Origin of the sequence: Dactylosporangium sp. NPDC000521 (assembly GCF_042898305.1) — a bacterium.
Taxonomy (GTDB): domain Bacteria; phylum Actinomycetota; class Actinomycetes; order Mycobacteriales; family Micromonosporaceae; genus Dactylosporangium.
The window spans coordinates 364,004-387,707 of sequence record NZ_JBIAYW010000002.1 but is presented as its reverse complement, the minus strand read 5'-3'; the positions used below and the strand labels follow the sequence as shown (position 1 = coordinate 387,707).

Below are 23,704 nucleotides of genomic sequence, written 5' to 3'. Positions count from 1 at the left end.
CATGATCAAAGGACAGCCACAGCCGCCCCAACGACCACCACACGACTTCGATCTCAACCGACCACCGGCAGGGAAACCCGAAGACGGCCGGCGGGGCACATCACCGCCACCACGCCACCCGGCGCCTCAGAGCAGCACCTCACGCAGGCGCGGAGCGAAGGCGGCCGGGTCCCCGTGGCCGCCGTGGCCGCCGGGGAACTCGACGACCTCGACGCCCAGGCGGTCCGCGAGCTCCACCCCCACCCGGTGCGGCGCCTCCCCCGCGCTCGCCGCGCCGACCGCCGGCACGATCCGGGCGGTCCCCGCGCGCAGCGAGTCGAGGTCCGGCACCCACACGCCGAAGGCGGGCACCTCGTAGCCGATGAAGAACGGCAGGTTGCCCTGCATCCGCGCCATGAAGTCCGGTGACGCCTCGGCGCCCTTCTCGTCGGACATCTTCAGGCCCTCGCCGAAGACGTGCATCGCCGCGCCCCAGCCGTCACGGTGGAACGTCGCCTCGACCTCGCGCATCAGGTCGCGCCACCGCGTGGCGTCGCTGAGCAGCTCGAACGCGGGCGGCTCATGCGCCACCACCGTGCGGACCAGCTCCGGGTGCCGGGCGGCGAGCTCCAGGGCGATCTCCGCGCCCGAGCTGTTGCCGAACACGTCCGCCGGCTCGTCCTCGGTCACGCCGACCGCGCCGAGCAGCCGGTACGCGTCGTCGCCGTGCTCTTCGAGCGACTGCACGGCAGGCGGGCCGTCGAGCGGGCTGCGCGAGTTGCCCCGGCGGTCGTAGGTGACGACGGTCCGCTCGTCGGCGAGCGCCTCGGCGAGGCCGTCGAAGCCCTCCGCGTCGTACACGCCGCCGCAGATCAGCAGCAGGACGGGGCCGCTGCCACGGATCTCGTAGCGCAGCGTCGCCCCGGGCACCTTGAGTGTCTCGACCTTCATGATTCCTCCTCGGTGGTTCCGGCTGCCGGTCGTTGCCGGCGCGGCGCTCTCGACACGGTTTTCGGGGCTACTCGTGAGTAATTTCCGGGTTTACACTCGGCGCCATGACCGCCACGCGAACTCCCGGCGTCCCCGCCATCGACGAGGGCTCGCTGATCTCGACCAGCCCGGCCAGCGGCGAAGAGGTCGGCCGCTTCCCCGTGGCCTCCCCTGATCATGTCATCGAGTCGGTCCGGCGCGCCCGGGACGCGGCGGGTTGGTGGGCCGGACTCGGCTTCGCCGGCCGCCGCAAGCGGCTGCTGACGTTCCGCAGCCTGGTCACCAACCGCCTGGAGGAGCTCGCCGAGCTGATGCACCGCGAGGGCGGCAAGCCCACCGCGGACGCGCTCGTCGAGGCGATCGCCGCGGTCGACCACATCGCCTGGGCCGCGAACCATGCCCGCAAGGTGCTCGGGCGGCGCCGGGTCGGCTCCTCGATCCTGCTCACGGAGCACAGCTCCTACCTGGAGTATCTGCCGTTCGGCGTGATCGGGGTCATCGGACCCTGGAACTACCCGGTGCTCACGCCGATGGGCTCCATCGCGTACGCGCTGGCCGCCGGCAACGCCGTGGTGTTCAAGCCCAGCGAGTACACGCCGGCGGTGGGCCAGTGGGTGGTCGACCGGTTCGCCGAGGTGGTGCCCGAGCACCCGGTGCTGCAGATCGTGCACGGCATGGGCGACGTCGGCGGCGCGCTGTGCCGCTCAGGGGTGGACAAGATCGCGTTCACCGGCTCGACCGCGACGGGCAAGAAGGTCATGGCGGCCGCCGCCGAGTCGCTGACCCCCGTGCTGCTGGAGTGCGGCGGCAAGGACGCCATGATCGTCGCCGCCGACGCCGACCTGGACGCCGCCGCCGAGGCCTGCGTCTGGGGCGGCCTCACCAACGCGGGCCAGACCTGCGTCGGCATCGAGCGCGTGTACGTGGCGGACCGCGTCTACGACGAGTTCCTCGGCCGCGTGGTGGCCCGCGCGGCGAAGCTCACGGTCGGCGAGGACGGCGCGGCGGACATCGGCCCGATCACGATGCCCTCGCAGATCGACATCATCCGCCGGCACATCGAGGACGCGCTGACCCGCGGCGGCCGGGCGGTCCTGGGCGGCGCCGAGGCGGTCCGGCCGCCGTTCGTCAGCCCGACGATCCTGGTCGACGTGCCGGAGGACGCGGCCGCCGTGCAGGAGGAGACCTTCGGCCCGACGCTCACGATCGCCCGCGTGGCGGACGCCGAGGAGGCCGTCGAGCGCGCCAACGGCACTGGGTACGGCCTGGGCGGCGCCATCTTCTCCAAGTCCCGCGGCCTGGAGCTGGCCCGTGGCGTCCGCTCCGGCATGACGTCGGTCAACTCGGCCCTGACCTTCGCCGGCATGCCGTCGCTGCCCTTCGGCGGCGTGGGCGGCTCAGGCTTCGGCCGCATCCACGGCGAGGACGGCCTGCGCGAGTTCACCCGGCCGAAGGCGATCGTGAAGCGCCGCGGCCCGACCCTGCTGCCCCTGACGACGTTCGACCGCACCCAGAAGTCCATGATGCAGGCCCTGAAGCTCGTCAAGCTCATCCACGGCCGCTCCAAGTAGCCGCCCGCTGCGTCCGCATTCCATGATCCCGTGCGGTTCTGGTGGCCAGGGCTACCGCAACCATTCGGGATCACGGAGGCGCGGCTGTGCGCCGCGGAGCGGCGCGCAGCCGGGGCCCCGGCCGCCTCAGAACAGCGTCAACTCGTCCTTCACCATGCCGCGGAGGGCGTTGTAGTCGAGGACGACGCAGCGGATGCCGCGGTCCTCGGCGAGGACTCGGGCCTGCGGCTTGATCTCCTGGGCGGCGAAGATGCCGCGGACGGGGGCCAGCAGCGGATCGCGGCCGAGAAGCTCCAGGTAGCGGGTCAGCTGCTCGACCCCGTCGATCTCGCCGCGGCGCTTGATCTCGACGGCGACGGAGGCGCCCGTGGCGTCCTTGCAGAGCAGGTCGACGGGGCCGATCGCGGTCATGTACTCGCGGCGCACCAGCGTGTAGCCCTCGCCGAGGGTCTGCGGGGCGGCCGCGAGCAGCACCTGCAGGTGCGCCTCGACGCCGTCCTTCACCAGGCCGGGATCGATGCCGAGGGTGTGTGCGCCGTCGTGCAGGATCTCCTCGACGGTGATCTGCAGCTCCTCGCCGCCCTTGTTGACCACTCTCCAGAGGCCTTCGGACTCCTCCAGGCGGCAGGGCGGAGTCATCCACATCAGTGGCTTGTAGCCACCGGTGTCGGAGTGCACCAGGACCGAGCCGTCGGACTTGACCACGATGAGGCGGATGGCGGGCGGCAGGTGGGCCGTGAGCCGGCCGATGTAGTCGACCGAGCACTTGGCGATGACGAGACGCACGCGCGACAGCCTAGCCGGGCCCGGACAACAGCGCCGAAGTGGCGGGTCGATGTCATGCTAGGGACGTGCTTGAGTCATTGACGGGGCTCGGCCTGGCCACGTCGGCCGGGCTCAACGCCTACATCCCGCTGCTCGCCATCGGCGTGCTGGCGAGATACACCGATCTCATCACGCTGCCCGGCAGCTGGTCGTGGATGGAGAACGGCTGGACGATCGCGATCATCGCCGCGCTGCTGGCGATCGAGCTCGTCGCCGACAAGGTGCCGGTGGTGGACCATGTCAACGACGTGCTGCAGACGTTCGTGCGGCCGACCGCCGGCGGGCTCGCGTTCGGCGCGGCGTCCAGCTCGGAGACGGTGACGGTGACCGATCCCGGCTCGTTCTTCAGCAGCCATCAGTGGGTGCCGCTGGTGGTGGGCGGGGCGATCTCGCTCGGCGTGCACGGCCTGAAGGCCGCGTCCAGACCGGTGATCAACGCCAGTACTGCGGGCTTCGGCGCGCCGGTGGTGAGCACGATCGAGGACATCGCGAGCGTGGCGATGTCGCTCGTCGCGATCATCCTGCCGGTGCTGGTGCTGCTGTTCATCGTGCTGCTGTTCGTGGCGTTCTGGTGGCTGATGCGACGCCGCAAGCGGCGCAAGGAGGAGAAGGCCGCGGCCAGGTGGGCCCAGTCCCAGGGCTACCGCCCGACCTGACCGCGAGCCGCCTCATTGCGCCTGGGTCACCAGGGCGGTGACGATCGGGATCAGCTGCTCGAGCTGGAGCGGCAGCTCCGGCTGGGGCAGCGGGTCCGCGGACGCACCGGTCTGGTTGGTGACCAGAATGGACACCGCCCGGCCGCCGGGCACCGTGCAGCGCAGCTCCCAGCCGGGGTGGGTCAGCCCCAGCGAGGGCCGGACCGCGGCGTCGACGCGGCCGCACAGGGGCTCGCTCTCGACCAGGCCGAGGCACGTCTCCTTGAGGCGGCTCTCGTACTGCGCGCAGCCGTCCGGGTCACTGAGGGGCATCTCGGTGCAGCCGTCGAGGCCCTGGCAGCCGGACGCGGCGTCCTGGCCGTGCGGCCAGACCGTGATCACGATCGTGCCTGCGCGTCCGGCGGAGACGATGCCGGCCCGGGCGATGGTGGTCGTGCCTCCGGAAGGGGGCAGCACGATGTGCGGCGGCGGACCCACCCACTGCGCGCCGGGCTGCAGCCAGTTGCGCATCGCGTCGTCGATGAAGTGGTCCAGGTCCGGCGGCGGCCCGCCCGACGCGGACACCGAAGGGCCGGCCGACGGGGCGACCGAGGGCCCGCCGACCTGCGTGTCCCCGCGCTGCAGCAGGAAGAGCGGCGAGACCGTCGCAAGCACCGCCAGTGCCGCGAGCCCGGTGACGCCCGCGCGGAGCAGCCGGCGCCGGCCCGTCGTGCGGCGCACGATCGCGTCGACGTCCACGGTGGACGGCGGCGGCGTGCCGATCATGTCGTCGAACAGTTGCTGTGTCATCGCTGGTCCCCCGATGCGGCGAGATTGCGCAGCGCCTCCAGGGCGCGCGCCGACTGGCTCTTGACCGTGCCGATGGAGATGCCCAGCAGATCGGCGGTCTCCTCGACGGAGCAGTTGAGGTAGAAGCGCAGCACCAGCACGGCGCGCTGGCGCGGGCCGAGCGAGCCGAGCAGGTCGTCGAGCTCGGCCCGGTCGTCGACGCGGGCGTGCGGGCTGTGCGAAGGCTCCGGCAGGCGGGCGCTGGCCCGCTCCCGCGACCAGGGCCGGCGGCGTTCGTCCAGCCAGGTGCGGGTCAGCACCCGCTGGGCGAACGCGTCCCGGTTGTCGGCGCGGCTGACCTTGCCCCAGTGCCAGTACAGCTTGCCGACCATGATCGACACGAGGTCGTCGGCGGCGTGCCAGTCGCGGCACAGCAGAAACGCGGTGCGGCGCCAGCGGTCCATCCGTGCCGCGACGAAGTCGCGGAATTCGTCGTCCTGTGCCATGGACCTCCCCCATTCTCCGCGCTACGACGGCACGAATGCGGGAAAGGTTGCACGACGTCAGGGGAGCTTGTGCGCCTCCCGGACGACGGTCACCAGCTCGTCGACGACGTCGGTGATCGCGAAGTCCTTCGGGGTGAAGACCCTGGCCACGCCGGAGGCGAGCAACGAGGCGGCGTCGGCGGGCGGGATGATGCCGCCGACCACCACCGGGAGGTCGTCCAGGCCTTCGGCGCGCAGGCCCGCCAGTACCGACGCGACCGCCGCCAGATGTGAACCTGACAGGACCGAGAGGCCGACGAGGTCGACGTCCTCCTCGACGGCCGCCGCGACGATCTGCGCCGGCGTGAGGCGGATGCCCTGGTAGACCACCTCGAAGCCGGCGTCGCGGGCGCGGACGGCAATCTGTTCGGCGCCGTTGGAGTGGCCGTCGAGGCCGGGCTTGCCGACCAGCATCCGCAGCCGGCCCGCGCCGAGCTCCTCCGCGGTGCGCCGGACCCGCTCGCGGACCGCCACCAGCGCGGAGCCGGGCGCGGCGGAGACGGCGCCGGTCAGCCCGGTGGGGGCGCGGTACTCGCCGAAGACGTCGCGCAGCACCGACGCCCACTCGCCGGTCGTGACGCCGGCGCGGACGCAGTCGAGGGTGGCCTCCATGAGGTTCCCGGTGCCGCCCGCGACCTGCCGCAGATGCTCGAGCGCGTTGTCGACGTCGGCGGGTGTACGAGCGGCGCGCCAGGCGAGCAGCGACTCCACCGCGGCGCTCTCCACCGCGGGGTCGATCTGCTCGATCGCGGCGGCGCCGGCGGCGACCAGCGGCGACGGCTCGGTCTCGGGGAAGCGGTTGACGCCGACCACGACGTCCTCGCCGCGCTCCATCCGGCCGCGCCGCTCGGCGAGCGACGCGACGAGGGCGCTCTTGAGGTAGCCGGACTCGACGGCGGCGACGACCCCGCCCATCTCCAGGACCCGGTCGAGCTCCGCGGTCGCGCCGGCGACCAGGTCGTCGACGAGGGCGGTCATGACGTGCGAGCCCTCGAACAGGTCGGGGTACTCCAGCAGGTCGGACTCGAACGCGAGGACCTGCTGCATACGCAGCGACCACTGCTGGTCCCACGGGCGGGGCAGGCCGAGGGCCTCGTTCCACGCCGGCAGCTGCACGGCGCGGGCCCGGGCGTCGCGCGACAGCATCACGCCGAGCATCTCCAGCACGATGCGCTGCACGTTGTTCTCGGGCTGCGACTCGGTGAGGCCGAGGCTGTTGACCTGCACGCCGTACCGGAACCGCTTCGCCGACTTGTCGGAAATTTCGTATCTGTCGGTGAGCAGGCGGTCCCACATCAGGCCGAAGGCCCGCATCTTCGCGGTCTCCTCGACGAAGCGGACCGACGCGTTGACGAAGAAGGAGATCCTGGCCGCGACGGCACCGAAGTCGGCCACCTGCCCCGAGTCGCGCACCGCGTCCAGCACGGCGATCGCGGTGGCGAGCGCGAACGCGACCTCCTGCACGGGCGTCGCGCCGGCCTCCTGCAGGTGGTACGAGCAGATGTTGACCGGGTTCCACTTCGGGCAGTTCGCCACGGTCCACGCGATCGTGTCGGTGGTCAGGCGCAGCGACGGCCCCGGCGGGAAGATGTGCGTGCCGCGGGACAGGTACTCCTTGACGATGTCGTTCTGGGTCGTGCCCGCCAGCGAGGAGAGCGGCACGCCCTGCTCGCGCGCCACCGTCACGTACAGGCCGAGCAGCCACATCGCGGTGGCGTTGATGGTCATCGAGGTGTTGGCGAGACCGAGGTCGATGCCGTCGAAGAGCGTGCGCATGTCGCCGAGGTGCGCGACCGGCACGCCGACCCGGCCGACCTCGCCGCGCGCCAGCTCGGCGTCGGGGTCGTAGCCGGTCTGTGTGGGCAGGTCGAACGCGACCGACAGGCCCGTCTGACCCTTGCCGAGGTTGCGCCGGAACAGCGCGTTGGACGCGGCCGCCGACGAGTGGCCGGCATAGGTGCGCATGACCCACGGGCGGTCGCGCTCGGGGAGCTTCGCCATACGTGCACCTTACTGAACGGTAATTTGGCCGGGGTCGCCTCGAGTCGGTGAAAATCCTCACCGGAGCCCTGGTGCCTATAGTGAAGGCCGTGACGGAAGCGATCACCGTGCGAGGCCTACACAAGCGGTACCGCGGACATGTCGCCGTCGACGGCGTCGACCTCGATGTGCACAGCGGTGAGGTCTTCGCGCTGCTGGGCCCCAACGGCGCGGGCAAGACGACGACGGTCGAGATCCTCGAGGGGTTCCGCCGGCGTACGAGCGGCGAGGCGACCGTGCTGGGCGTCGACCCGCACAACGCGGACGCGGCGTGGCGGCAGCGGGTCGGCGTCGTGCTGCAGAGCACCGGCGAGTTCGACGACCTGACCGTGCGCGAGGTCGTGCACCACTTCGCGCTGTACTACCGCAACGCCGACGACCCGGACGCCGTCATCGATCGGGTCGGGCTCGCCGGCAAGCGCGACGCCCGGACGCGCGTCCTGTCCGGCGGGCAGAAGCGCCGCCTCGACGTGGCGCTCGGCATCATCGGCCGGCCCGAGCTGCTGTTCCTCGACGAGCCGACCACCGGCTTCGACCCGGAGGCGCGGCGCGAGTTCTGGGGGCTGATCCGGGCGCTCGCCGCGGCCGGCACCACGATCCTGCTCACCACCCACTACCTGGACGAGGCCGAGAACCTCGCCGACCGGGTCGGTGTGCTCGTCGGCGGCAGGCTCATCGCCGTCGACACCCCCGCCCGGCTCGGCAACCGCGGCACCTCCGCCGCGACCGTCACCTGGGACGAGCCGGACGGCCCCCGCCAGGAGCAGACCGACACCCCGACCGCCGTCGTGGCCCGGCTCGCCGCGCGGTTCGGCGGCGAGGTCCCCGGCCTGACCGTGACCAGACCCAGCCTCGAGGACGTGTACCTGCGGATGATCGGCGCCGGCGAATGACCACGTTGCGGCTCGGACTGGCCCGCGGCGGGCTGGAGATCAGGCAGTTCCTGCGCAGCCGGGAGTCGGTGATCTTCACGCTCGTCTTCCCGCTGCTGCTCCTCGTCATCTTCGGCGCGGTCTTCGACGCCGAGATCGCCCCGGGCGTGTCGTTCGCGCAGTACTTCGCGGCCGGCATGCTCGCCGCCGGGCTCTTGACCACCGGGTTCCAGGCCCTCGCCATCCAGATCCCGATGGAGCGCGAGAAGGGCATCCTGAAGCGGCTGCGGGGCACGCCGATGCCGCGGACCGCGTACTTCATCGGCAAGGTCGTCATGGTCCTGGCGATCGGCACGGCGGAGGCCGTGGTGCTGCTCGCGACCGCGGTGGCCTTCTACGACCTGCCGCTGCCCTCGACGGCGGCGAAGTGGGGGACGCTCGCGTGGGTCGGGGTGCTCGGGATCAGCGCCTGCACGCTGTGCGGGATCGCGTTCTCCTCGCTCGCCCGCAGCGGCCGCGGCGCGCCCGCGATCGTGACCCCCGTCGCGCTGGTGCTGCAGTTCATCTCCGGCGTGTTCTTCCAGTACACGAGCCTCCCCGACTGGATGCGCACGATCGCGTCCCTGTTCCCGCTGAAGTGGATGACGCAGGGCATGCGCTCGGTCTTCCTGCCGGACTCGTTCGCGGCACAGGAGGTCGGCGGGTCCTGGGCACTCGGGCAAGTGGCCGTGGCGCTCGGCGCCTGGGTCGTGATCGGCCTGGTGCTGTGCGTCTTCACGTTCCGCTGGACCGACCGGGGGTAGTTTCACTCAGGGTTGCCAACCGGTTGCCGATCAGTGCGGGGTGATGGGGCGGCTCGGCACGGCGGTCCGGCATGCCGGCACGGCCGGCATCCTGGCGATCCTGCTGGTCCTCGCCCTCGGGCTGGCGGCGTCCTGGAACGCGGCCGCCTCCCTGCGGAGCAACCAGCAGGCCCGGGCAAACGCCGTCATGGACCGCGACACGTCGCTCGCCGAGGCGGCCGTGCGCACCGAGGTCCACCGGTACCTGGACTCGCTGCGCGTCGTCGCCGCGGCCGTCGGATCGCACGAGACGCTGACCTTCGACGACTTCGCCACGACCACCGCCCCGCTGCGCGACGCCGGACTGCCCGGTGCCACGTCCCTGGTCTTCGTCGTGCCCGCCGGGGACTCCCAGTTGGAGGAGGTCCAGGGGTACTGGCGGGACCGCGGCGTCACGGGGCTCGACCTGACCGCCAAGGGCAGCGGGCGGGAGCACCTGTTCGTCATCTTCTCCCGGCCGCTGGACGGGGTGCCCACGACCGCCCCCGGCACCGACCTGTCGCAGTCCGCCGAGCCGGCCGCCGCCCTCAACGAGTCCCGCCGCTCCGGCGCGCCCGCCGTGTCCGACACGTACGTCCTGCTGCGCGACCGTTCCCTGCCCATCGCGAAGCAGCAGCTCTCGTTCGCGCTCGCCGCGCCCGTGTACGGCAACCCGACGCCCGCCGGCACGAAGACGTTCAAGGGCTGGGTCGTGCTCGGCCTGCGCGGGCAGAACTTCGTCGGCGGCGTGCTGGACGCTGCCACCCAGGGCAAGGTCGACGCGGACCTGTGGGCCGACAACGGCGTCGGCCAGGACACCCGGGTCGCGTTCCTGCACCGCATCCCCGACACCGATCTGCGCCGCGAGGTGACGATCCCGATCGCGAACCGGCACTGGCGGCTCGTCCTGGCCGCCGAGTCCGGCCGGCTCGCCGGGCTGTCCGGCCCGGCCAACACCGCCCCGCTCGCGGTCGGCGCCGGCGGCACGCTGCTGACCCTGCTGGTCGTGGTCATGCTGTGGGCTCTCGCCGGCGGCCGGGCCCGCGCCGAGAACCGGGTCATCGCCGCCACCGCCGAGCTGCGCGAGGCCGAACGCACCGCCCGCCGGCAGGTCGCGCTGCTCAACGGCATCCTCGACCGGATCAGCGACGGCGTCGGCGTGGTCGACGAGCACGGCGCCTTCCTGGTCCACAACCCGGCCGCCAAGGCGATGCTCGGCTTGGACGCCGACGCCACCGGGATGGACGCCTGGCAGTCGCACTACGGCATCTACCGGCCCGACGGCCGGACCGAGTTCCCGACGGCGGACCTGCCGCTGGTGCGCGCCCTCGACGGTGAGTCGACCGACGGCATCGAGATGGTCATCCGCAACGCCGGCCGCCCCGACGGCACGCTGCTGTCCGTCAGCGGGCGGCCCCTCGACGTGGACGGACGGCGCGGCGCCATCGCCGTCTTCCACGACATCACCGAGATCCGGGAGCGCGAGGGCGATCTGACCGCCTTCGCGGGCATCGTCGCCCATGACCTGAAGAACCCGCTGACGGTCATCGCCGCCCACGCCGAGATGGCGCACGACGCCATCGCCGCGCTGCAGTCCTCGGCCCCGCTCGCCGACGGCGCCCGGGACGCGCTGGTCGCGGGTCTTCGCGACGCCGGCGCGAGCCTCGAGCGGGTCAGCGCCGGAGTGGTACGGATGCGGCGGCTGATCGACGACCTGCTCGCCTACACCACGGCCCGCGACGCGCCCCTGCGAACGCAGCCGCTCGACCTGGGCGGGCTCGTCGCCGAGGTCGTCGCCGAACGGGTCAACCACCTCGCCGTCCGCCCCGACATCTACGTCGGCCCGCTGCCGTGGGTCGACGCCGACCCGGTGCTGCTGCGGCACGTGCTGGACAACCTGATCGGCAACGCCCTCAAGTACGTCCGGCCCGGCCGCGTTCCGAAGGTCGACGTCAGCGCGTCACCGGCCGGACCGGGCTGGGTCAGGGTCGAGGTCGCGGACCGGGGCATCGGCGTGCCCGACGCCGACAAGCCCCACGTCTTCGAGTCCTTCCACCGGGCGCACACCGGCCAGGCGTACGGCGGCACCGGCCTCGGGCTGGCCATCTGCCGCCGTGTGATCGACCGGCACGGCGGCTCGATCACCGTGGTGGACAACCCCGGCGGCGGGAGCCGCTTCAGCTTCACCCTTCCGGGGGCCCCTGTCGCGCTGGAGCCCCCGGCGCAGCTCGCTCAGGCGTACTTGTAGAAGCCCTGCCCGGTCTTGCGCCCCAGATCCCCGGCGACGACCATCCGCGCCAGCAGCTCCGGCGGGAAGAACTTCGGGTCGGCGGTGTCCGTGTGGATGTTCTTCGCCGCGTGGTACAGCACGTCGACACCGGTCAGGTCGGTCGTCGCCAGCGGGCCCATCGCATGGCCGAAGCCGAGCTTGCACGCCAGGTCGAGGTCCTCGGCGCTCACCACGCCGCTCTCGACCAGCTGCACCGCCTCGACCACCAGCGCGGCGATCAGCCGCGTGGTGACGAACCCGGCGACGTCCCGGTTGACCACGATGCACGTCTTGCCGATCTCCTCGGCGAACGCCCGCGCCGTCGCCAGCGTCTCGTCGCTGGTCTTGTAGCCGCGCACCAGCTCGCACAGCTTCATGACCGGCACCGGGCTGAAGAAGTGCGTCCCGACGACCTGCTCGGGCCGCTGCGTGGCGGTCGCGATCTGTGTCACCGGGATCGCGGACGTGTTCGTCGCCAGCACCGCGTCCGCCCGGCAGATCTTGTCCAGCGTGCCGAACAGCTCCTGCTTCACGTCCAGCCGCTCGAACACCGCCTCCACCACGATGTCGGCCTCCGCCGCCGCCTCCAGGTCCGTGGTGGTGGTGATCCTCGCGAGGGCCTGCTGCACATCGCCCTCGGCGATCACGCCCTTGCTCGCGAACTTCGTCAGCGATTTCTCGATGCCGTCCACACCGCGCCGTATCGCCTCATCGGTCAGATCCCGCAGCGTCACTTCCCACCCGGCCTGCGCGGCGACCTGGGCGATGCCAGATCCCATCAGCCCTGCTCCGATGACCGCCAGTCGACCCGCCATGTGACTCCCTTTCGCATCGTTGCTACCCGCTGACCCTATCCGGCTCCAAAGGGTGATCTTCTAGTGGCAGACTGTCAGCGTGCCCCTCATGTACCTCGCAGGATGGGCGGCGTCGGCCGGCGCACTCGCCACCCTGATCCTGATCATCCGGCTGCTCCGCCTCGGCGAACGATGCCCAGGCCAATCCGGCGTCTGCATGCCGGATCCCGGCAGCGCCCCCGACTACGGCCTGCTCCGGTCGGTTTCGCTCATCGGCGACCTGGCCTTCGCCCGCGATGTCCGCGACCGCCTCCGCCGCAACGGCGTCCGCGCCACCCTCGCCACCGGGCCCGACGGCATGGTCCGCGTCCTGGTCTTCGCCGGCGAGTACGACCGCGCCCGCCTGCTCCTGGCGCAGTAGGTCCCTGCCGCGTCGGGGCCGGTGGAAATTCTCACCCGACCGCTGTTCTCCCAGCCCACGGCCGGCGCGGCGGGCCCAATGGAAATTCTCACCCGGCACCGCAGGGCCCGCGGCTGCGCCGCATCCGGTGGCCGCCCGCCGCCGTGGCTGGGGTCTGGCCCGCCATGATCCCGAATGATTGCGGTAGCCCGGGCTACCAGAACCGCACAGGATCATGCGACCCCCCGCCGCGCCGGCGGTGGGGAGTCGCAGCTCAGAAGTCGAACTGGTCGGGGGGCGCGACGGCGCGTTCGACCTCGACGCCCAGTCCGCGCAGGTCCGACTCGAAGCTCGGGTAGCCGCGGTCGATGTGGTGCACGTGGCGGATCTCGGTGATGCCGTCGGCACACAGGCCGGCGATGGCCAGGCCGGCGCCGGCGCGGATGTCGGTGGCGGTGACCGGGGCGCCGGAGAGGCGTTCGACGCCGCGGACCACCGCGTGGTGGCCGTCGGTGCGGATGTCGGCGCCGAGGCGGGACATCTCGTTGATGAACATGAAGCGGCCGTCGAAGATGTTCTCCGTGATGAGGGACGAGCCCTCGCTGACGGAGGCCAGGCCGACCGCCATGGGCAGCAGGTCGGTGGCGAAGCCGGGGAACGGCAGGGTGACCACGTCGACGGCCTGAGGGCGGTCGGTCATGCGGACCCGGAAGGAATCCGCGAAGGTGTCGACCTGGCCGCCCGCGGTGGCGACCTTGTCCAGCGCGATCTCCAGGAAGCTCGGGTCGATGCCGTGGACGGTCACGTCGCCGCGGGTCATGGCGGCGGCGAAGGCCCAGGTGCCGGCGACGATGCGGTCGCCGACGGTGCGGTGCGAGACGGGGCGCAGCTCGGGGACGCCTTCGATGACGAGGCGGGAGGAGCCGGCGCCGGAGATGTCGGCGCCCATGTCGGTGAGCATGCGGCAGATGTCGACGATCTCCGGCTCGCGGGCCGCGTTGTCGATCTCGGTGCGGCCCTTGGCGAGGACGGCGGCCATGAGCAGGTTCTCGGTGGCGCCGACGCTCGGGAAGTCGAGCCAGATGGTGGCGCCGTGGAGCTTGGGGGCGGTGGCGATGACGAAGCCGTGCTCGCCGGAGATGTCCGCGCCCATCCGGCGCAGGCCCTCCACGTGCATGTCGAGGCCGCGCGAGCCGATCGCGTCGCCGCCGGGGTGCGCGACACGGACGTGGCCGCAGCGGGCCAGCAGCGGGCCGAGGACGCAGATCGAGGCGCGCAGCCGGCGCACGAGGTCGTAGTCGGCCTCGGTGCCGAGCTGCTCGGGCACGTCGATGGTGACGCGGTCGTCGTCCTGCTCGACCTCGCAGCCGAGGCGGCGCAGCACCTCCGCCATGATGGCGATGTCGGTGATGCGGGGCACGTTGGTGAGCACCGAACGCCCGGTCGCCAGCAGCGCGGCGGCCATGAGCTTCAAGGCGGAGTTCTTGGCGCCGACCACCGACACGTCACCGGCGAGCCTGGCGCCGCCCATCACACGGATCACGTCCACGACCGCCATCGTAGGGGCATTCCGTACGGTGAAGCCCATGGCCATTCACCTCACCCGCATCTACACCAAGACCGGCGACACCGGCACGACCGGATTGGGCGACTTCTCCCGGGTGCCGAAGACCCATCCACGCATCGGCGCGTATGCCGACGTCGACGAGGCCAACGCCGCGCTCGGGGTCGCGGTCGCGATGGGTGAGCTGACCGACGAGCTGCGGGCGGTGCTGACCGTCGTGCAGAACGACCTCTTCGACGTGGGCGCCGACCTGTGCAACCCGATCACGGCGGAGCCCGAGTATCCGCCGCTGCGGGTCACCGAGGAGTACCTGACCCGCCTTGAGGCGTGGTGCGACGAGTTCAACGAGCGCCTGCCGAAGCTCGACTCGTTCATCCTCCCCGGCGGCACGCCCGGCGCGGCGCTGCTCAACGTGGCGAGGACGGTGACGCGCCGGGCCGAGCGCAGCGCGTGGGCGCTGGTGGAGCTCGACCCGGAGCACACGAACGGGCTGGCGGTGAAGTACCTGAACCGGCTGTCGGACCTGCTGTTCATCCTGGGCCGGATCGCGAACCCCGACGGCGACGTGAAGTGGGTGCCGGGGGCCAACCGTCAGGTGCCGTAGACCCCCGGCCCCTCGACGTTCCACCGCTCGGCGCCGGTCATGGCGTCGAACGCGTGGATGAAGCCGATCCGCGTCCCGGCGTGGACGAGGCCGTTGCCGACGGTCCCGCCGGTGGTGTGGCGCAGCGCGGGCTCGGTCGCCGGCGGCGTGGTCCAGCGCACCGCGCCGGACGCCACGTCGATGGCGGCGAACTGCAGGGTGCCGGCCTGACCGTAGGCGACGCCGCTGGCGACGACCGGCGCCTCGATGTTGACGCCGGCCAGTCGCAGCCGGCGCAGGGTCTCCACGTTGGCGGCGCCCAGCGTCCGCTCCCCCACGTTGACGCCCGCGTGCCCGGAGCCGCCGCCCCAGGTCGGCCACGCCGCCGGGGCGGCCGGGGGCACCACCGCCGGGTGCGCCGCGAGCTCGAACAGCGAGTAGCCGTATCGGGTGGCGCGGATCAGGCGGGTCAGGCGTACGTGCCGGGCGGCCGTCGTGGCGGCGACGGACAGCGTCTGTGTCCCGCCGGTACCAGTGGCCGCCGGCACCAGGTCGAACCAGGCGGTGCCGTTCGACGAACCCTGCAGCGCGAACGTACGGGCGTAGGCGGCCTCCCAGCACAGCACGCCCCAGCACAGCACGCCCCGGCACAGCCGCCGGGCGGCACCGAGGTCGACCTGCAGCCACCGCGGGCCGCTGAACGCGCTGGACCAGCGGGTGGCCCTGTCACCGTCGAACGTCTTCGCCGGCAGCAGGCTGCCGCTCTCGGACGGCGAGGCGGTGGCGGGCCGGTTGAGCGCGGCGCCGGTGCCCCCGCAGGTGGCAGCGGCAGAAGCAGAAGCGAGGGCCGCGACAAAGCAGAAGCAGGAGCGGGCACCGCGAACAGCACCGCCATGGAAATCACCACGGCAGCGAGCATTCTGGACATACGGGATTTTCCTACGGGTGACAGCTACTGGAGCGCTCTCAAACCGCGCCAGTTCCCCACCCGAAGAAAGAGAATCGTCAATTCTGCTTAGTTTGTGCGATACCTGTACGGCCGGGTCTCCGGGGTCGATTCACCCGGAGGCGCCGCCTCTACCCAGGACAGGAACCCGGTCAGTGCCCGCTCGGCCATCGCGATCTCGACCGGCGACTGCCGGCTGACGCACCGCACGATCACCCAGTCCGGCGGGAGCACCAGCAGCTCGGCCGGGTCCGGGGTGCGCCGGCGGTCGACGGAGAGCCCACGCCGGGACAGCACCCGGCGTGGGCCGGGCCAGAAGCTGAAGATGCGATACCACTTCAGCTCGTCGCCGGCGAAGCGGGCCAGGCCCGCGGACCAGCCCCGGCCGGGCACCATGGTGCTCAGCCGGACACCCAGCTCGATCGTGCCGCCCTGCCGGGCGATGACCACACGGCGCAGGAAGAGCAGCGCCAGAGCGGCGAGCAGGATGAGGACCCCGATGCCGATTCCCTCGACGATCCTCACCGACGCCGCCCGCCGGTCAGTGCGCGGCTTGCGCGGAGGCGGGGGTGCAGCTCTCGGCGAGCACCGTCACCCCGGTCGCCGTGACGGAGAGGAACCCGCCCGAGACGTCGAAGGCGATCTCCTGCCCACCGGAGTGCTTGATGCGCACCTGACCGGGCTCGGCCAGCTGACCGAGCAGCGGCGCGTGACCGGGAAGCACACCGAGCTCGCCCTCCGTCGTGCGCGCCATGACCATGTCGGCGTCACCGGACCAGACTTTTTCCTCGACGGCTACGAGCTCGACGTGCAGCTGCCTCGCCACGCTAGTTACTCCTCGTGTGCGCGATTGGTTTTGCCGAGTGTAGTCAATGATCCGACGCGACGAGCAGTGGGCCTCGCCACGTTGGCACAACTCCTGAATTGCCCGTGAAGTGGCGGTCCACAATCGCGCTGCAGATGGCCATCCACCACTCCAGAGCGTGACGTATGTCACGCCATCATGGCGGCCATTTCCTGAAAACCAAGCAGAAAGGGCGCCCCCCGAGAACCGGGAGGCGCCCTTTTCGTGCAGAGACGTCAGTCCTTCATGAGCTCGTGCGCGTTGCGCTCGAGGTCCTCGAGACCGCCGCACATGAAGAAGGCCTGCTCGGGGAAGTGGTCGTACTCACCCTCGGAGATCTTCTTGAACGACTCGATCGTCTCCTTGAGCGGGACGGTCGAACCGGGGACGTTGGTGAACTGCTCCGCCGCGTAGGTGTTCTGCGACAGGAACCGCTCGATGCGCCGGGCACGGCCGACCGTGACCTTGTCCTCTTCGGACAGCTCGTCCATACCGAGGATGGCGATGATGTCCTGCAGGTCCTTGTACTTCTGCAGGATCCGCTGCACCTCGCGGGCGACCGTGTAGTGCTCGATGCCGACGTACTCCGGCGCGAGGATGCGCGAGGAGGACGCCAGCGGGTCGACGGCCGGGTAGATGCCCTTGTCCGAGATCGACCGCTCGAGGTTGGTCGTCGCGTCCAGGTGGGCGAACGTGGTGGCCGGCGCCGGGTCGGTGTAGTCGTCGGCGGGCACGTAGATCGCCTGGAGCGAGGTGATGGCCTTGCCCCGGACGGAGGTGATGCGCTCCTGCAGCTGACCCATCTCGTCGGCCAGGGTCGGCTGGTAGCCCACGGCGCTCGGCATACGGCCGAGCAGCGTCGAGACCTCCGAGCCGGCCTGCGTGAACCGGAAGATGTTGTCGATGAAGAGCAGCACCTCCTGGTTCTGCACGTCACGGAAGTACTCGGCCATGGTCAGCGCGGCCAGGGCGACCCGCAGACGGGTGCCGGGCGGCTCGTCCATCTGGCCGAAGACCAGCGCGGTCTTGTCCAGAACGCCACCCTCGTCCATCTCCAGGATGAGGTCGTTGCCCTCACGGGTGCGCTCGCCGACGCCGGCGAACACCGAGGTGCCACCGAAGTTCCGGGCGACCCGGATGATCATCTCCTGGATCAGAACGGTCTTGCCGACGCCGGCACCGCCGAACAGGCCGATCTTGCCACCGCGCACGTAGGGCGCGAGCAGGTCGAGCACCTTGATGCCGGTCTCCAGCATCTCGGTCTTCGGCTCGAGCTCGGCGTACGCGGGAGCCTTGCGGTGGATCTCCCAGCGCTCGTTGATCTCGAGCTTCGACTCGTCGGCGTTGAGCACGTCGCCGAGGGCGTTGAACACGTGGCCCTTGGTCACGTCGCCGACGGGCACCGAGATGCCCTTGCCGGTGTCGATGACCTCGGCGCCGCGGACCAGGCCGTCGGTCGGCTGCATCGAGATGGCGCGCACCAGGTTGTCACCGAGGTGCTGCGCGACCTCCAGCGTCAGCTTCTTGGTGCCCTCGGAGAGGGTCACCTCGACGTTGAGCGCGTTGTAGATGTCGGGCATGGCTTCGCGCGGGAACTCGGCGTCGACGACCGGGCCGATGACCCGGACGACGCGGCCGACCGCGGTCTTCGCTGGTGCAGTCATCACACATCACTTCCCGCCGCCGCCAGCGCGTTGGCGCCGCCGACGATCTCACTGATCTCCTGGGTGATCGCCGCCTGCCGTGCGGAGTTCATCTCGCGCGTGTACCGCTTCAGCAGGTCGTCGGCGTTGTCTGAGGCGCTCTTCATGGCGCGCCGGCGGGCCGCCGACTCACTCGCCGCCGAGTCCAGCAACGCCGCGAAGATCCGCGTGTTGATGTACTTCGGCAGGAGCGCCTCGAGCAGCTCCTCGGCCTCCGGCTCGAACTCGTACGCCGGCAGCGGGCCGGTGACCTGCTGCTCCTCGACCTCCATCGGAGCGACGATGCGCGCGACGGGGGTCTGCGTCATGAGCGAGCGGAACTGGGTGTGGACCATGTACAGCTCGTCGACACCGTAGATGCCGTCCGGGCCGGGGCCGTCCACCGTGTCGTCGGCGCCGTTCACGAAGGCCTGGATCAGGGTCTCACCGATCTCCCGCGCGTTCTCGAACCGCGGCTGCTCGGAGAAACCGGTCCAGCTGCCCGCGATCTCGCGACCGCGGAACCGGTAGTACGCCACGCCCTTGCGTCCGGAGACGTAGAGCGCGACCTGCTTGCCGTCGGCGCGCAGCCGGGCGATGAGCTGCTCGGCCTGGCGGATCGCGTTGGCGTTGTAGCCGCCGCAGAGGCCCCGGTCACTGGTGACCAGCAGCACCCCGGCCCGGCGGACCGGGCTGCGCGGCACCAGCAACGGGTGGTCGACGTTGGTGTTGGTCGCCAGTGCCGTCAGCACGCCCGTGATCGCCTCGGCGTAGGGCAGCGACGCGGCGACCCGCTCCTGCGCCTTACCGATGCGGCTCGTGGCGACGAGCTCCTGCGCCTTGGTGATCTTCTTGGTCGACTTGACCGTGCGGATCCTCCGGCGCAGTGCCTGTACCTGACCGGCCATGGCTCAGCCCGACTTCCGGACCTGGCGGGTGACGGTCTCGCGAGCCTGCTCACCCTGCAGCGCCTTGGCCGGAGCTTCGTTGAGCGACGTGTCCGAGCCCTTGGCCGTGAACGTCTTCTTGAAGCTGGCGATCGCGTCGGTCAGGCCGTCGATGGTCTCCTGCGGCAGCTTCTTCGACTCCGCGATGGCGGCGATGAGCTCCTTGCGGTTGCTGCGGAGGTACTGCAGGAACTCGCTCTCGAAGCGGCGGATCTCGCTGACCGGCACGTCGTCGAGCTTGCCGGTGGTGCCGGCCCACACCGAGACGATCTGGTCCTCGACCGCGAACGGGGAGAACTGCGGCTGCTTGAGCAGCTCGACCAGGCGGGCGCCCTTGTCCAGCTGGGCCCGCGACGCCTTGTCCAGGTCGGACGCGAACGCCGAGAATGCCTCCAGCTCGCGGTACTGCGCGAGGTCCAGCCGCAGCCGGCCGGCGACGTCCTTCATGCCCTTGACCTGGGCCGAACCACCGACGCGGGACACCGAGGTGCCGACGTTGATGGCGGGGCGGACGCCCTGGTTGAACAGGTCGGACTCGAGGAAGACCTGGCCGTCGGTGATCGAGATGACGTTGGTCGGGATGTACGCCGAGATGTCGTTGGCCTTGGTCTCGATGATCGGCAGGCCGGTCATCGAGCCGCCGCCGAGCTCCTCGGACAGCTTCGCGCAGCGCTCCAGGAGCCGGGAGTGCAGGTAGAAGACGTCGCCCGGGTAGGCCTCGCGGCCCGGCGGGCGGCGCAGCAGCAGCGACACGGCGCGGTAGGCCTCGGCCTGCTTCGTCAGGTCGTCGAAGACGATCAGGACGTGCTTGCCGCCGTACATCCAGTGCTGGCCGATGGCCGAGCCGGCGTAGGGGGCCAGGTACTTGAAGCCCGCCGGGTCGGACGCCGGGGAGGCGACGATGGTGGTGTACTCCATCGCGCCCTGCTCCTCGAGGATGCCCTGGGTCGCGGCGATCGTCGAGGCCTTCTGACCGATGGCGACGTAGATGCAGCGGACCTGCTTCTTCGGGTCGCCGGACCGCCAGTTGTCGCGCTGGTTGATGATCGTGTCGAGCGCGACCGTGGTCTTGCCCGTCTTGCGGTCACCGATGATCAGCTGGCGCTGGCCCCGGCCGATGGCGGTCATGGCGTCGATCGCCTTGATGCCGGTCTGTAGGGGCTCCTTGACGGGCTGGCGGGCCATGACGTTGGGCGCCTGGAGCTCCAGCTCGCGGAAGCCCTCGTTGGCGATCTCGCCGCGGTCGTCGATCGGCTCGCCGAGCGGGTTGACCACGCGGCCCAGGAAGGCGTCGCCGACCGGGACCGAGAGCACGCGGCCGGTCCGCTTGACCTGCTGACCTTCCTCGATGCGCTCGAAGTCGCCCAGGACGACGACACCGATCTCGCGGACGTCAAGGTTGAGCGAGACGCCGAGCGTGCCGTCCTCGAACTCGAGCAGCTCGTTGGCCATCGTCGAGGGCAGGCCCTCGACCTGGGCGATACCGTCGCCGGCGTACGAGACGACGCCGACCTCCTCGCGGGAGATCCGTGAATCAACGGACGACACGTAGCGCTCGAGTGCGCCCCGAATGTCGTCCGAGGAGATGGTCAGCTCGGCCATTCCTCAACCTTCTATCTGGAAGTGAATCAAGCTTCGGGGATTAGTTGGCGAGTGCCGTCTTCGCCTCGGCGAGACGCCGCGACACCGTGCCGTCATACAGGTCCGGCCCGACCTTGACCCGCACGCCACCGAGGATGCGCGGATCGACGTCGATCTTCAGGGAGACCTCTCGACCGTACAACTCGGCGAGACGACCGGCCAGGCGCTGCTCGTCAGCCTCGGTCAGGGGGACCGCGGTCGTGACGTAGGCCACCGAATGGTCGCGCTGCTTCGCGGCCAGCTCGATGAGGCGGGTCAGCGAGCTCTCGAAACTCCGGCCGCCGAATCCGCCGGCCGCCAGCTCCGCTAGCCGGACGGTGGCCGGCTCGGCCTTGCCACCGAGCAGGTCCTGGATCAGCTGGACCCGCGCCGGCAGCGGCGACGTGGTGTCGGCGAGTGCCCCGGCGAGGCTGCTGTCGCCGGAGACGACCTGACCGAACCGGAACAGCTCGTCCTCGACGTCGCCGAGGTTGCCGGCGCGGTCGACGCCGGACAGCAGTGCGGTGACCCCGAGCAGCTCGACGCCGTCCAGGAGCGCACCGGGGCCGGACCAACGGCCCGTGACCAGGGTCGCGAGGATGTCGACGGCCTCGGCGCTGACCTTGCCCGACAGAACCGAGCGAAGGAGGGCGGCGTGGTCGTCGCCGGAGCGACCCGGGTCGGCCAGGGCCCGGCGCAGCCGCCGCTCACGCTCCAGCAGACCGGCCACCGCGAGGATGTCCTCGCCGACGGCACCGATCCGCTGAACGTCAGCGCTCGCCGCGAATGCGGCGAGCTGGTCGGCAGCGGCTCCGTAGGACTCCCGGTTGATGGTGTCCATCAACGCCGCCCTGCGGTGCCGGCAGGACTGTCACCGATCTCGTTGAGGAACCGCTCGACCGTGCCACGACGGCGAGCCTCCTCCTCGAGCGACTCCCCGACGATCCGGCCGGCGAGGTCGACCGCGAGCGAGCCGATCTCGGCGCGCAGCTGACGGACGATGGTCTGCCGCTCGGTCTGCAGGGCCTCGCGGCCGGCCGCGATGATGCGGTCGCTCTCCTCGCGGGCCTTCGCGAGGATGTCCTCACGGATGCCCGTGGCGTCGGCGCGCGCCTCGTCACGGATGCTGGCCGCCTCGGTGCGAGCCTCGGCGAGCTGCTGCTTGTACTGCTCCAGCAGCCGGTTGGCCTCGGCCTGCGCCTCCTCGGCGCGCTTGATGCCACCCTCGATCGCGTCGACCCGTGCGCGGAAGGTCTCCTCCATGCGCGGGAAGACGAACTTCATCAGCACGAAGCACAGGATGCCGAAGGCGATCAGGCCGACGACGATCTCCTGCCAGATCGGGATGATCGGGTTGTGTTGAGCTCCCTCTTCAGCCAGGAACTGCAGCATGGGAAACCTCCCGCTCTAAAGGTTGGTGGAGGCGGGTGGCTTACTTGAAGACGAAGCCGAAGGCGATGCCGAGAAGGGCGAGCGCCTCGACCACGGCGAAGCCGAGGAACATGTACGTACGGGTCAGGCCGGCCGACTCGGGCTGACGGGCGGTCGCCTGGATGTAGGACGCGAAGACGATACCGACACCGATGCCGGGGCCGATGGCGGCGAGGCCGTAGCCGATGGCGCTGAGGCTGCCGTTGACTGCTGCCAGGTGGTCCATGTGGAATTCCTCCTGAGATCTCGCGTGACGTTCACGCGGGACAACTGAAAAAAGGTGGTGCGTTCGCTATCGATTCCGAAGCGGGGGGTGCGGCTCAGTGCTCGTCGGCGAGGACGCCCGCCAGGTAGTTGGCGGTCAGCAGCGTGAAGACATAGGCCTGCAGCGCCGCGATCAGCAGCTCGAAGAAGGTGAGGCCGATGGTCATCGCCCACGACACGAGCGAGATCGGCTTGAGGAAGAAGCTCTCCGCGTTGAGCAGCGCGAAGCCGCCGAGTGTGAAGACCAGCAGCAGCATGTGCCCGGCGAACATGTTGGCGAACAGACGCAGGGCGAGCGTGACCGGCTGGAGGACGAAGGCCTGCAGGAACTCGATCGGGATCAGCAGGAACTGCATGTACCACGGGGCGGGCAGATAGACGGCGTGCTTGATGTAGCCCGCGAAACCGTGCTTCTTGAAGCCCTGGAACAGGTACAGCACATACGTGCAGATCGCCAGGCCGGCCGGGAACGCGATGTGCGCCATCGGCGAGACCTGGATGAACGGGATGATCGAGAAGATGTTGCCGACGAGGATGAAGACGAACAGCGACGCGAGGTAGGGCGCGAACCGCAGCCCCTCGTGTCCGATGACGTCCTTCGCGACGCCTTCCCGCACGAAACCGTAGATCGACTCGGCGAGCCACTGCTTCTTGGTCGGGACGATCTTGGGGTCGCGGTAGGAGACCAGGAAGTAGATGAGCACCAGCGCCACGGCCAGCCACAGGAACAGGCTGAACTTGGTCAGCCACTCCACACCGAACAGGTGGGGAGGGAAGATGTCTTCCACGCTGGGCGGGAAAGGCGTCTCCGCCAGAACCAGACCGCTCACCACGTCCCTCTCGTTTATCAATTCAACCGGCGCGTCAGGCGCCAAGGCGCTTGACGACCAGGTAGATGCCACCAGCGGCGCCGAGCACACACCCGATCGCCGTGACGATTCCTCCGGCATTGAGCCACTCGTCGATCAGCCAGCCGACGAAGCCCCATACGGCGATGCCCGAGATGAGGTATCCGACGGCGGCCCAACCTTCGTTGGCACCACTCGATCCGGACTGCTTGGGTGTCTGGTTACCGGCCATGACGCGGTGACCATATCAGCCTGCCGGGAGCACCTGTGCATCGACCCCCGCGTGCTCATCGCGCGGGGGTTGCTCTAGGGGCCGGGTGCCATCAACCGACGGCCGTCAACGTTACTACGCCGAACGCCAGGCGAACGTCAACTACACGACTGATGCGTGAGTGAATGTTGCGCACGGTCACCCCCAGACGGTTAGCTGAAGGTCAAGGATAAC

25 protein-coding genes are annotated in these 23,704 nt (G+C 70.5%); 7 read left to right on the top strand and 18 right to left on the bottom strand.

The features are described 5' to 3' along the window. Positions 1–126: 126 nt before the first annotated feature. A complete protein-coding gene (locus tag ACFY3L_RS07555) occupies positions 127–930 on the bottom strand; it encodes an alpha/beta fold hydrolase (protein ID WP_389319708.1) in 804 nt (267 codons plus the stop codon). 104 nt (positions 931–1,034) lie between these two features. On the opposite strand from ACFY3L_RS07555, the gene ACFY3L_RS07550 reads away from it, so the two are divergent. Further along, positions 1,035–2,540: an aldehyde dehydrogenase family protein gene (locus tag ACFY3L_RS07550; protein WP_389319706.1), complete on the top strand. Its 1,506-nt coding sequence runs from the start codon at positions 1,035–1,037 to the stop codon at positions 2,538–2,540. Between the two features lie 126 nt (positions 2,541–2,666). Here ACFY3L_RS07550 and nucS read toward each other — a convergent pair whose 3' ends face one another. Continuing rightward, on the bottom strand, positions 2,667–3,326 hold the full coding sequence (nucS, locus tag ACFY3L_RS07545; protein ID WP_389319704.1) for an endonuclease NucS: 660 nt from the start codon (positions 3,324–3,326) through the stop codon (positions 2,667–2,669). A gap of 65 nt (positions 3,327–3,391) precedes the next feature. Between nucS and ACFY3L_RS07540 the strand changes: the two genes are divergently transcribed. Further along, positions 3,392–4,021, top strand: a complete 630-nt coding sequence (locus ACFY3L_RS07540) for a DUF4126 domain-containing protein (protein ID WP_389319702.1) — start codon at positions 3,392–3,394, stop codon at positions 4,019–4,021. Positions 4,022–4,033: 12 nt separating this feature from the next. Here ACFY3L_RS07540 and ACFY3L_RS07535 read toward each other — a convergent pair whose 3' ends face one another. Genes ACFY3L_RS07535 through ACFY3L_RS07525 form a run of 3 tightly spaced genes read right to left on the bottom strand, consistent with a single transcriptional unit; the run spans position 4,034 to position 7,335 of the window. Further along, a complete protein-coding gene (locus ACFY3L_RS07535) occupies positions 4,034–4,810 on the bottom strand; it encodes a hypothetical protein (protein ID WP_389319700.1) in 777 nt (258 codons plus the stop codon). Further along, positions 4,807–5,295 carry a SigE family RNA polymerase sigma factor gene (locus ACFY3L_RS07530; protein WP_389319698.1) on the bottom strand — a complete coding sequence of 163 codons (489 nt, stop codon included), beginning with the start codon at positions 5,293–5,295 and terminating at the stop codon, positions 4,807–4,809. Before ACFY3L_RS07530 ends, ACFY3L_RS07535 begins: the two co-directional genes overlap by 4 nt. Before the next feature lie 57 nt (positions 5,296–5,352). Further along, positions 5,353–7,335 (bottom strand): protein meaA, encoded by a 1,983-nt coding sequence (locus ACFY3L_RS07525; protein WP_389319696.1) that lies wholly within the window; start codon positions 7,333–7,335, stop codon positions 5,353–5,355. Between the two features lie 89 nt (positions 7,336–7,424). On the opposite strand from ACFY3L_RS07525, the gene ACFY3L_RS07520 reads away from it, so the two are divergent. From ACFY3L_RS07520 to ACFY3L_RS07510, 3 genes are read left to right on the top strand one after another with little or no spacing between them, the layout of a single operon-like run. Then, the gene (locus tag ACFY3L_RS07520; RefSeq protein ID WP_389319694.1) at positions 7,425–8,267 is read left to right on the top strand and encodes an ABC transporter ATP-binding protein; all 843 of its coding nucleotides are present in this window, start codon (positions 7,425–7,427) and stop codon (positions 8,265–8,267) included. Beyond that, positions 8,264–9,049, top strand: coding sequence for an ABC transporter permease (locus tag ACFY3L_RS07515; RefSeq protein ID WP_389319692.1), 786 nt, complete (start codon positions 8,264–8,266; stop codon positions 9,047–9,049). Before ACFY3L_RS07520 ends, ACFY3L_RS07515 begins: the two co-directional genes overlap by 4 nt. A gap of 43 nt (positions 9,050–9,092) precedes the next feature. Further along, positions 9,093–11,315: an ATP-binding protein gene (locus tag ACFY3L_RS07510; protein ID WP_389321115.1), complete on the top strand. Its 2,223-nt coding sequence runs from the start codon at positions 9,093–9,095 to the stop codon at positions 11,313–11,315. On the opposite strand, the gene ACFY3L_RS07505 is transcribed toward ACFY3L_RS07510, so the two are convergent. After that, positions 11,300–12,151 carry a 3-hydroxyacyl-CoA dehydrogenase family protein gene (locus ACFY3L_RS07505; protein WP_389319690.1) on the bottom strand — a complete coding sequence of 284 codons (852 nt, stop codon included), beginning with the start codon at positions 12,149–12,151 and terminating at the stop codon, positions 11,300–11,302. The genes ACFY3L_RS07510 and ACFY3L_RS07505 overlap by 16 nt on opposite strands. Before the next feature lie 88 nt (positions 12,152–12,239). On the opposite strand from ACFY3L_RS07505, the gene ACFY3L_RS07500 reads away from it, so the two are divergent. Then, a complete protein-coding gene (locus ACFY3L_RS07500; protein ID WP_389319688.1) occupies positions 12,240–12,551 on the top strand; it encodes a hypothetical protein in 312 nt (103 codons plus the stop codon). Positions 12,552–12,804: 253 nt separating this feature from the next. On the opposite strand, the gene murA is transcribed toward ACFY3L_RS07500, so the two are convergent. Beyond that, a complete protein-coding gene (gene murA / locus ACFY3L_RS07495) occupies positions 12,805–14,088 on the bottom strand; it encodes a UDP-N-acetylglucosamine 1-carboxyvinyltransferase (protein WP_389321112.1) in 1,284 nt (427 codons plus the stop codon). 28 nt (positions 14,089–14,116) lie between these two features. On the opposite strand from murA, the gene ACFY3L_RS07490 reads away from it, so the two are divergent. Further along, positions 14,117–14,698: a cob(I)yrinic acid a,c-diamide adenosyltransferase gene (locus ACFY3L_RS07490; RefSeq protein WP_389319687.1), complete on the top strand. Its 582-nt coding sequence runs from the start codon at positions 14,117–14,119 to the stop codon at positions 14,696–14,698. Here ACFY3L_RS07490 and ACFY3L_RS07485 read toward each other — a convergent pair. The 11 genes from ACFY3L_RS07485 to ACFY3L_RS07435 form a co-directional block, all read right to left on the bottom strand. After that, the gene (locus ACFY3L_RS07485; RefSeq protein ID WP_389321109.1) at positions 14,686–15,612 is read right to left on the bottom strand and encodes a discoidin domain-containing protein; all 927 of its coding nucleotides are present in this window, start codon (positions 15,610–15,612) and stop codon (positions 14,686–14,688) included. The two genes, ACFY3L_RS07490 and ACFY3L_RS07485, sit on opposite strands and share 13 nt — an antisense overlap. A gap of 80 nt (positions 15,613–15,692) precedes the next feature. After that, positions 15,693–16,148 carry a DUF2550 domain-containing protein gene (locus ACFY3L_RS07480; RefSeq protein WP_360560368.1) on the bottom strand — a complete coding sequence of 152 codons (456 nt, stop codon included), beginning with the start codon at positions 16,146–16,148 and terminating at the stop codon, positions 15,693–15,695. Between the two features lie 16 nt (positions 16,149–16,164). Further along, the gene (locus ACFY3L_RS07475; protein WP_360560367.1) at positions 16,165–16,449 is read right to left on the bottom strand and encodes a F0F1 ATP synthase subunit epsilon; all 285 of its coding nucleotides are present in this window, start codon (positions 16,447–16,449) and stop codon (positions 16,165–16,167) included. A 254-nt stretch (positions 16,450–16,703) separates the two neighbouring features. Then, positions 16,704–18,131: a F0F1 ATP synthase subunit beta gene (gene atpD / locus ACFY3L_RS07470; protein ID WP_389319684.1), complete on the bottom strand. Its 1,428-nt coding sequence runs from the start codon at positions 18,129–18,131 to the stop codon at positions 16,704–16,706. Beyond that, entirely contained in the window at positions 18,131–19,057 is a 927-nt protein-coding gene (locus ACFY3L_RS07465; RefSeq protein ID WP_389319682.1) for a F0F1 ATP synthase subunit gamma, read from the bottom strand. Before ACFY3L_RS07465 ends, atpD begins: the two co-directional genes overlap by 1 nt. A gap of 3 nt (positions 19,058–19,060) precedes the next feature. Next, entirely contained in the window at positions 19,061–20,698 is a 1,638-nt protein-coding gene (gene atpA, locus ACFY3L_RS07460; RefSeq protein ID WP_389319680.1) for a F0F1 ATP synthase subunit alpha, read from the bottom strand. A gap of 40 nt (positions 20,699–20,738) precedes the next feature. Beyond that, entirely contained in the window at positions 20,739–21,560 is an 822-nt protein-coding gene (locus ACFY3L_RS07455) for a F0F1 ATP synthase subunit delta (protein WP_389319678.1), read from the bottom strand. Continuing rightward, complete coding sequence (locus ACFY3L_RS07450; protein WP_389319676.1) at positions 21,557–22,108, bottom strand: F0F1 ATP synthase subunit B; 552 nt, start codon at positions 22,106–22,108, stop codon at positions 21,557–21,559. Before ACFY3L_RS07450 ends, ACFY3L_RS07455 begins: the two co-directional genes overlap by 4 nt. Before the next feature lie 40 nt (positions 22,109–22,148). Further along, complete coding sequence (atpE, locus tag ACFY3L_RS07445) at positions 22,149–22,373, bottom strand: ATP synthase F0 subunit C (RefSeq protein WP_033362324.1); 225 nt, start codon at positions 22,371–22,373, stop codon at positions 22,149–22,151. Between the two features lie 94 nt (positions 22,374–22,467). Further along, the gene (gene atpB, locus ACFY3L_RS07440) at positions 22,468–23,241 is read right to left on the bottom strand and encodes a F0F1 ATP synthase subunit A (protein ID WP_389319674.1); all 774 of its coding nucleotides are present in this window, start codon (positions 23,239–23,241) and stop codon (positions 22,468–22,470) included. 34 nt (positions 23,242–23,275) lie between these two features. Next, entirely contained in the window at positions 23,276–23,491 is a 216-nt protein-coding gene (locus ACFY3L_RS07435; RefSeq protein ID WP_360560358.1) for an AtpZ/AtpI family protein, read from the bottom strand. Between the last annotated feature and the right edge of the window lie 213 nt (positions 23,492–23,704).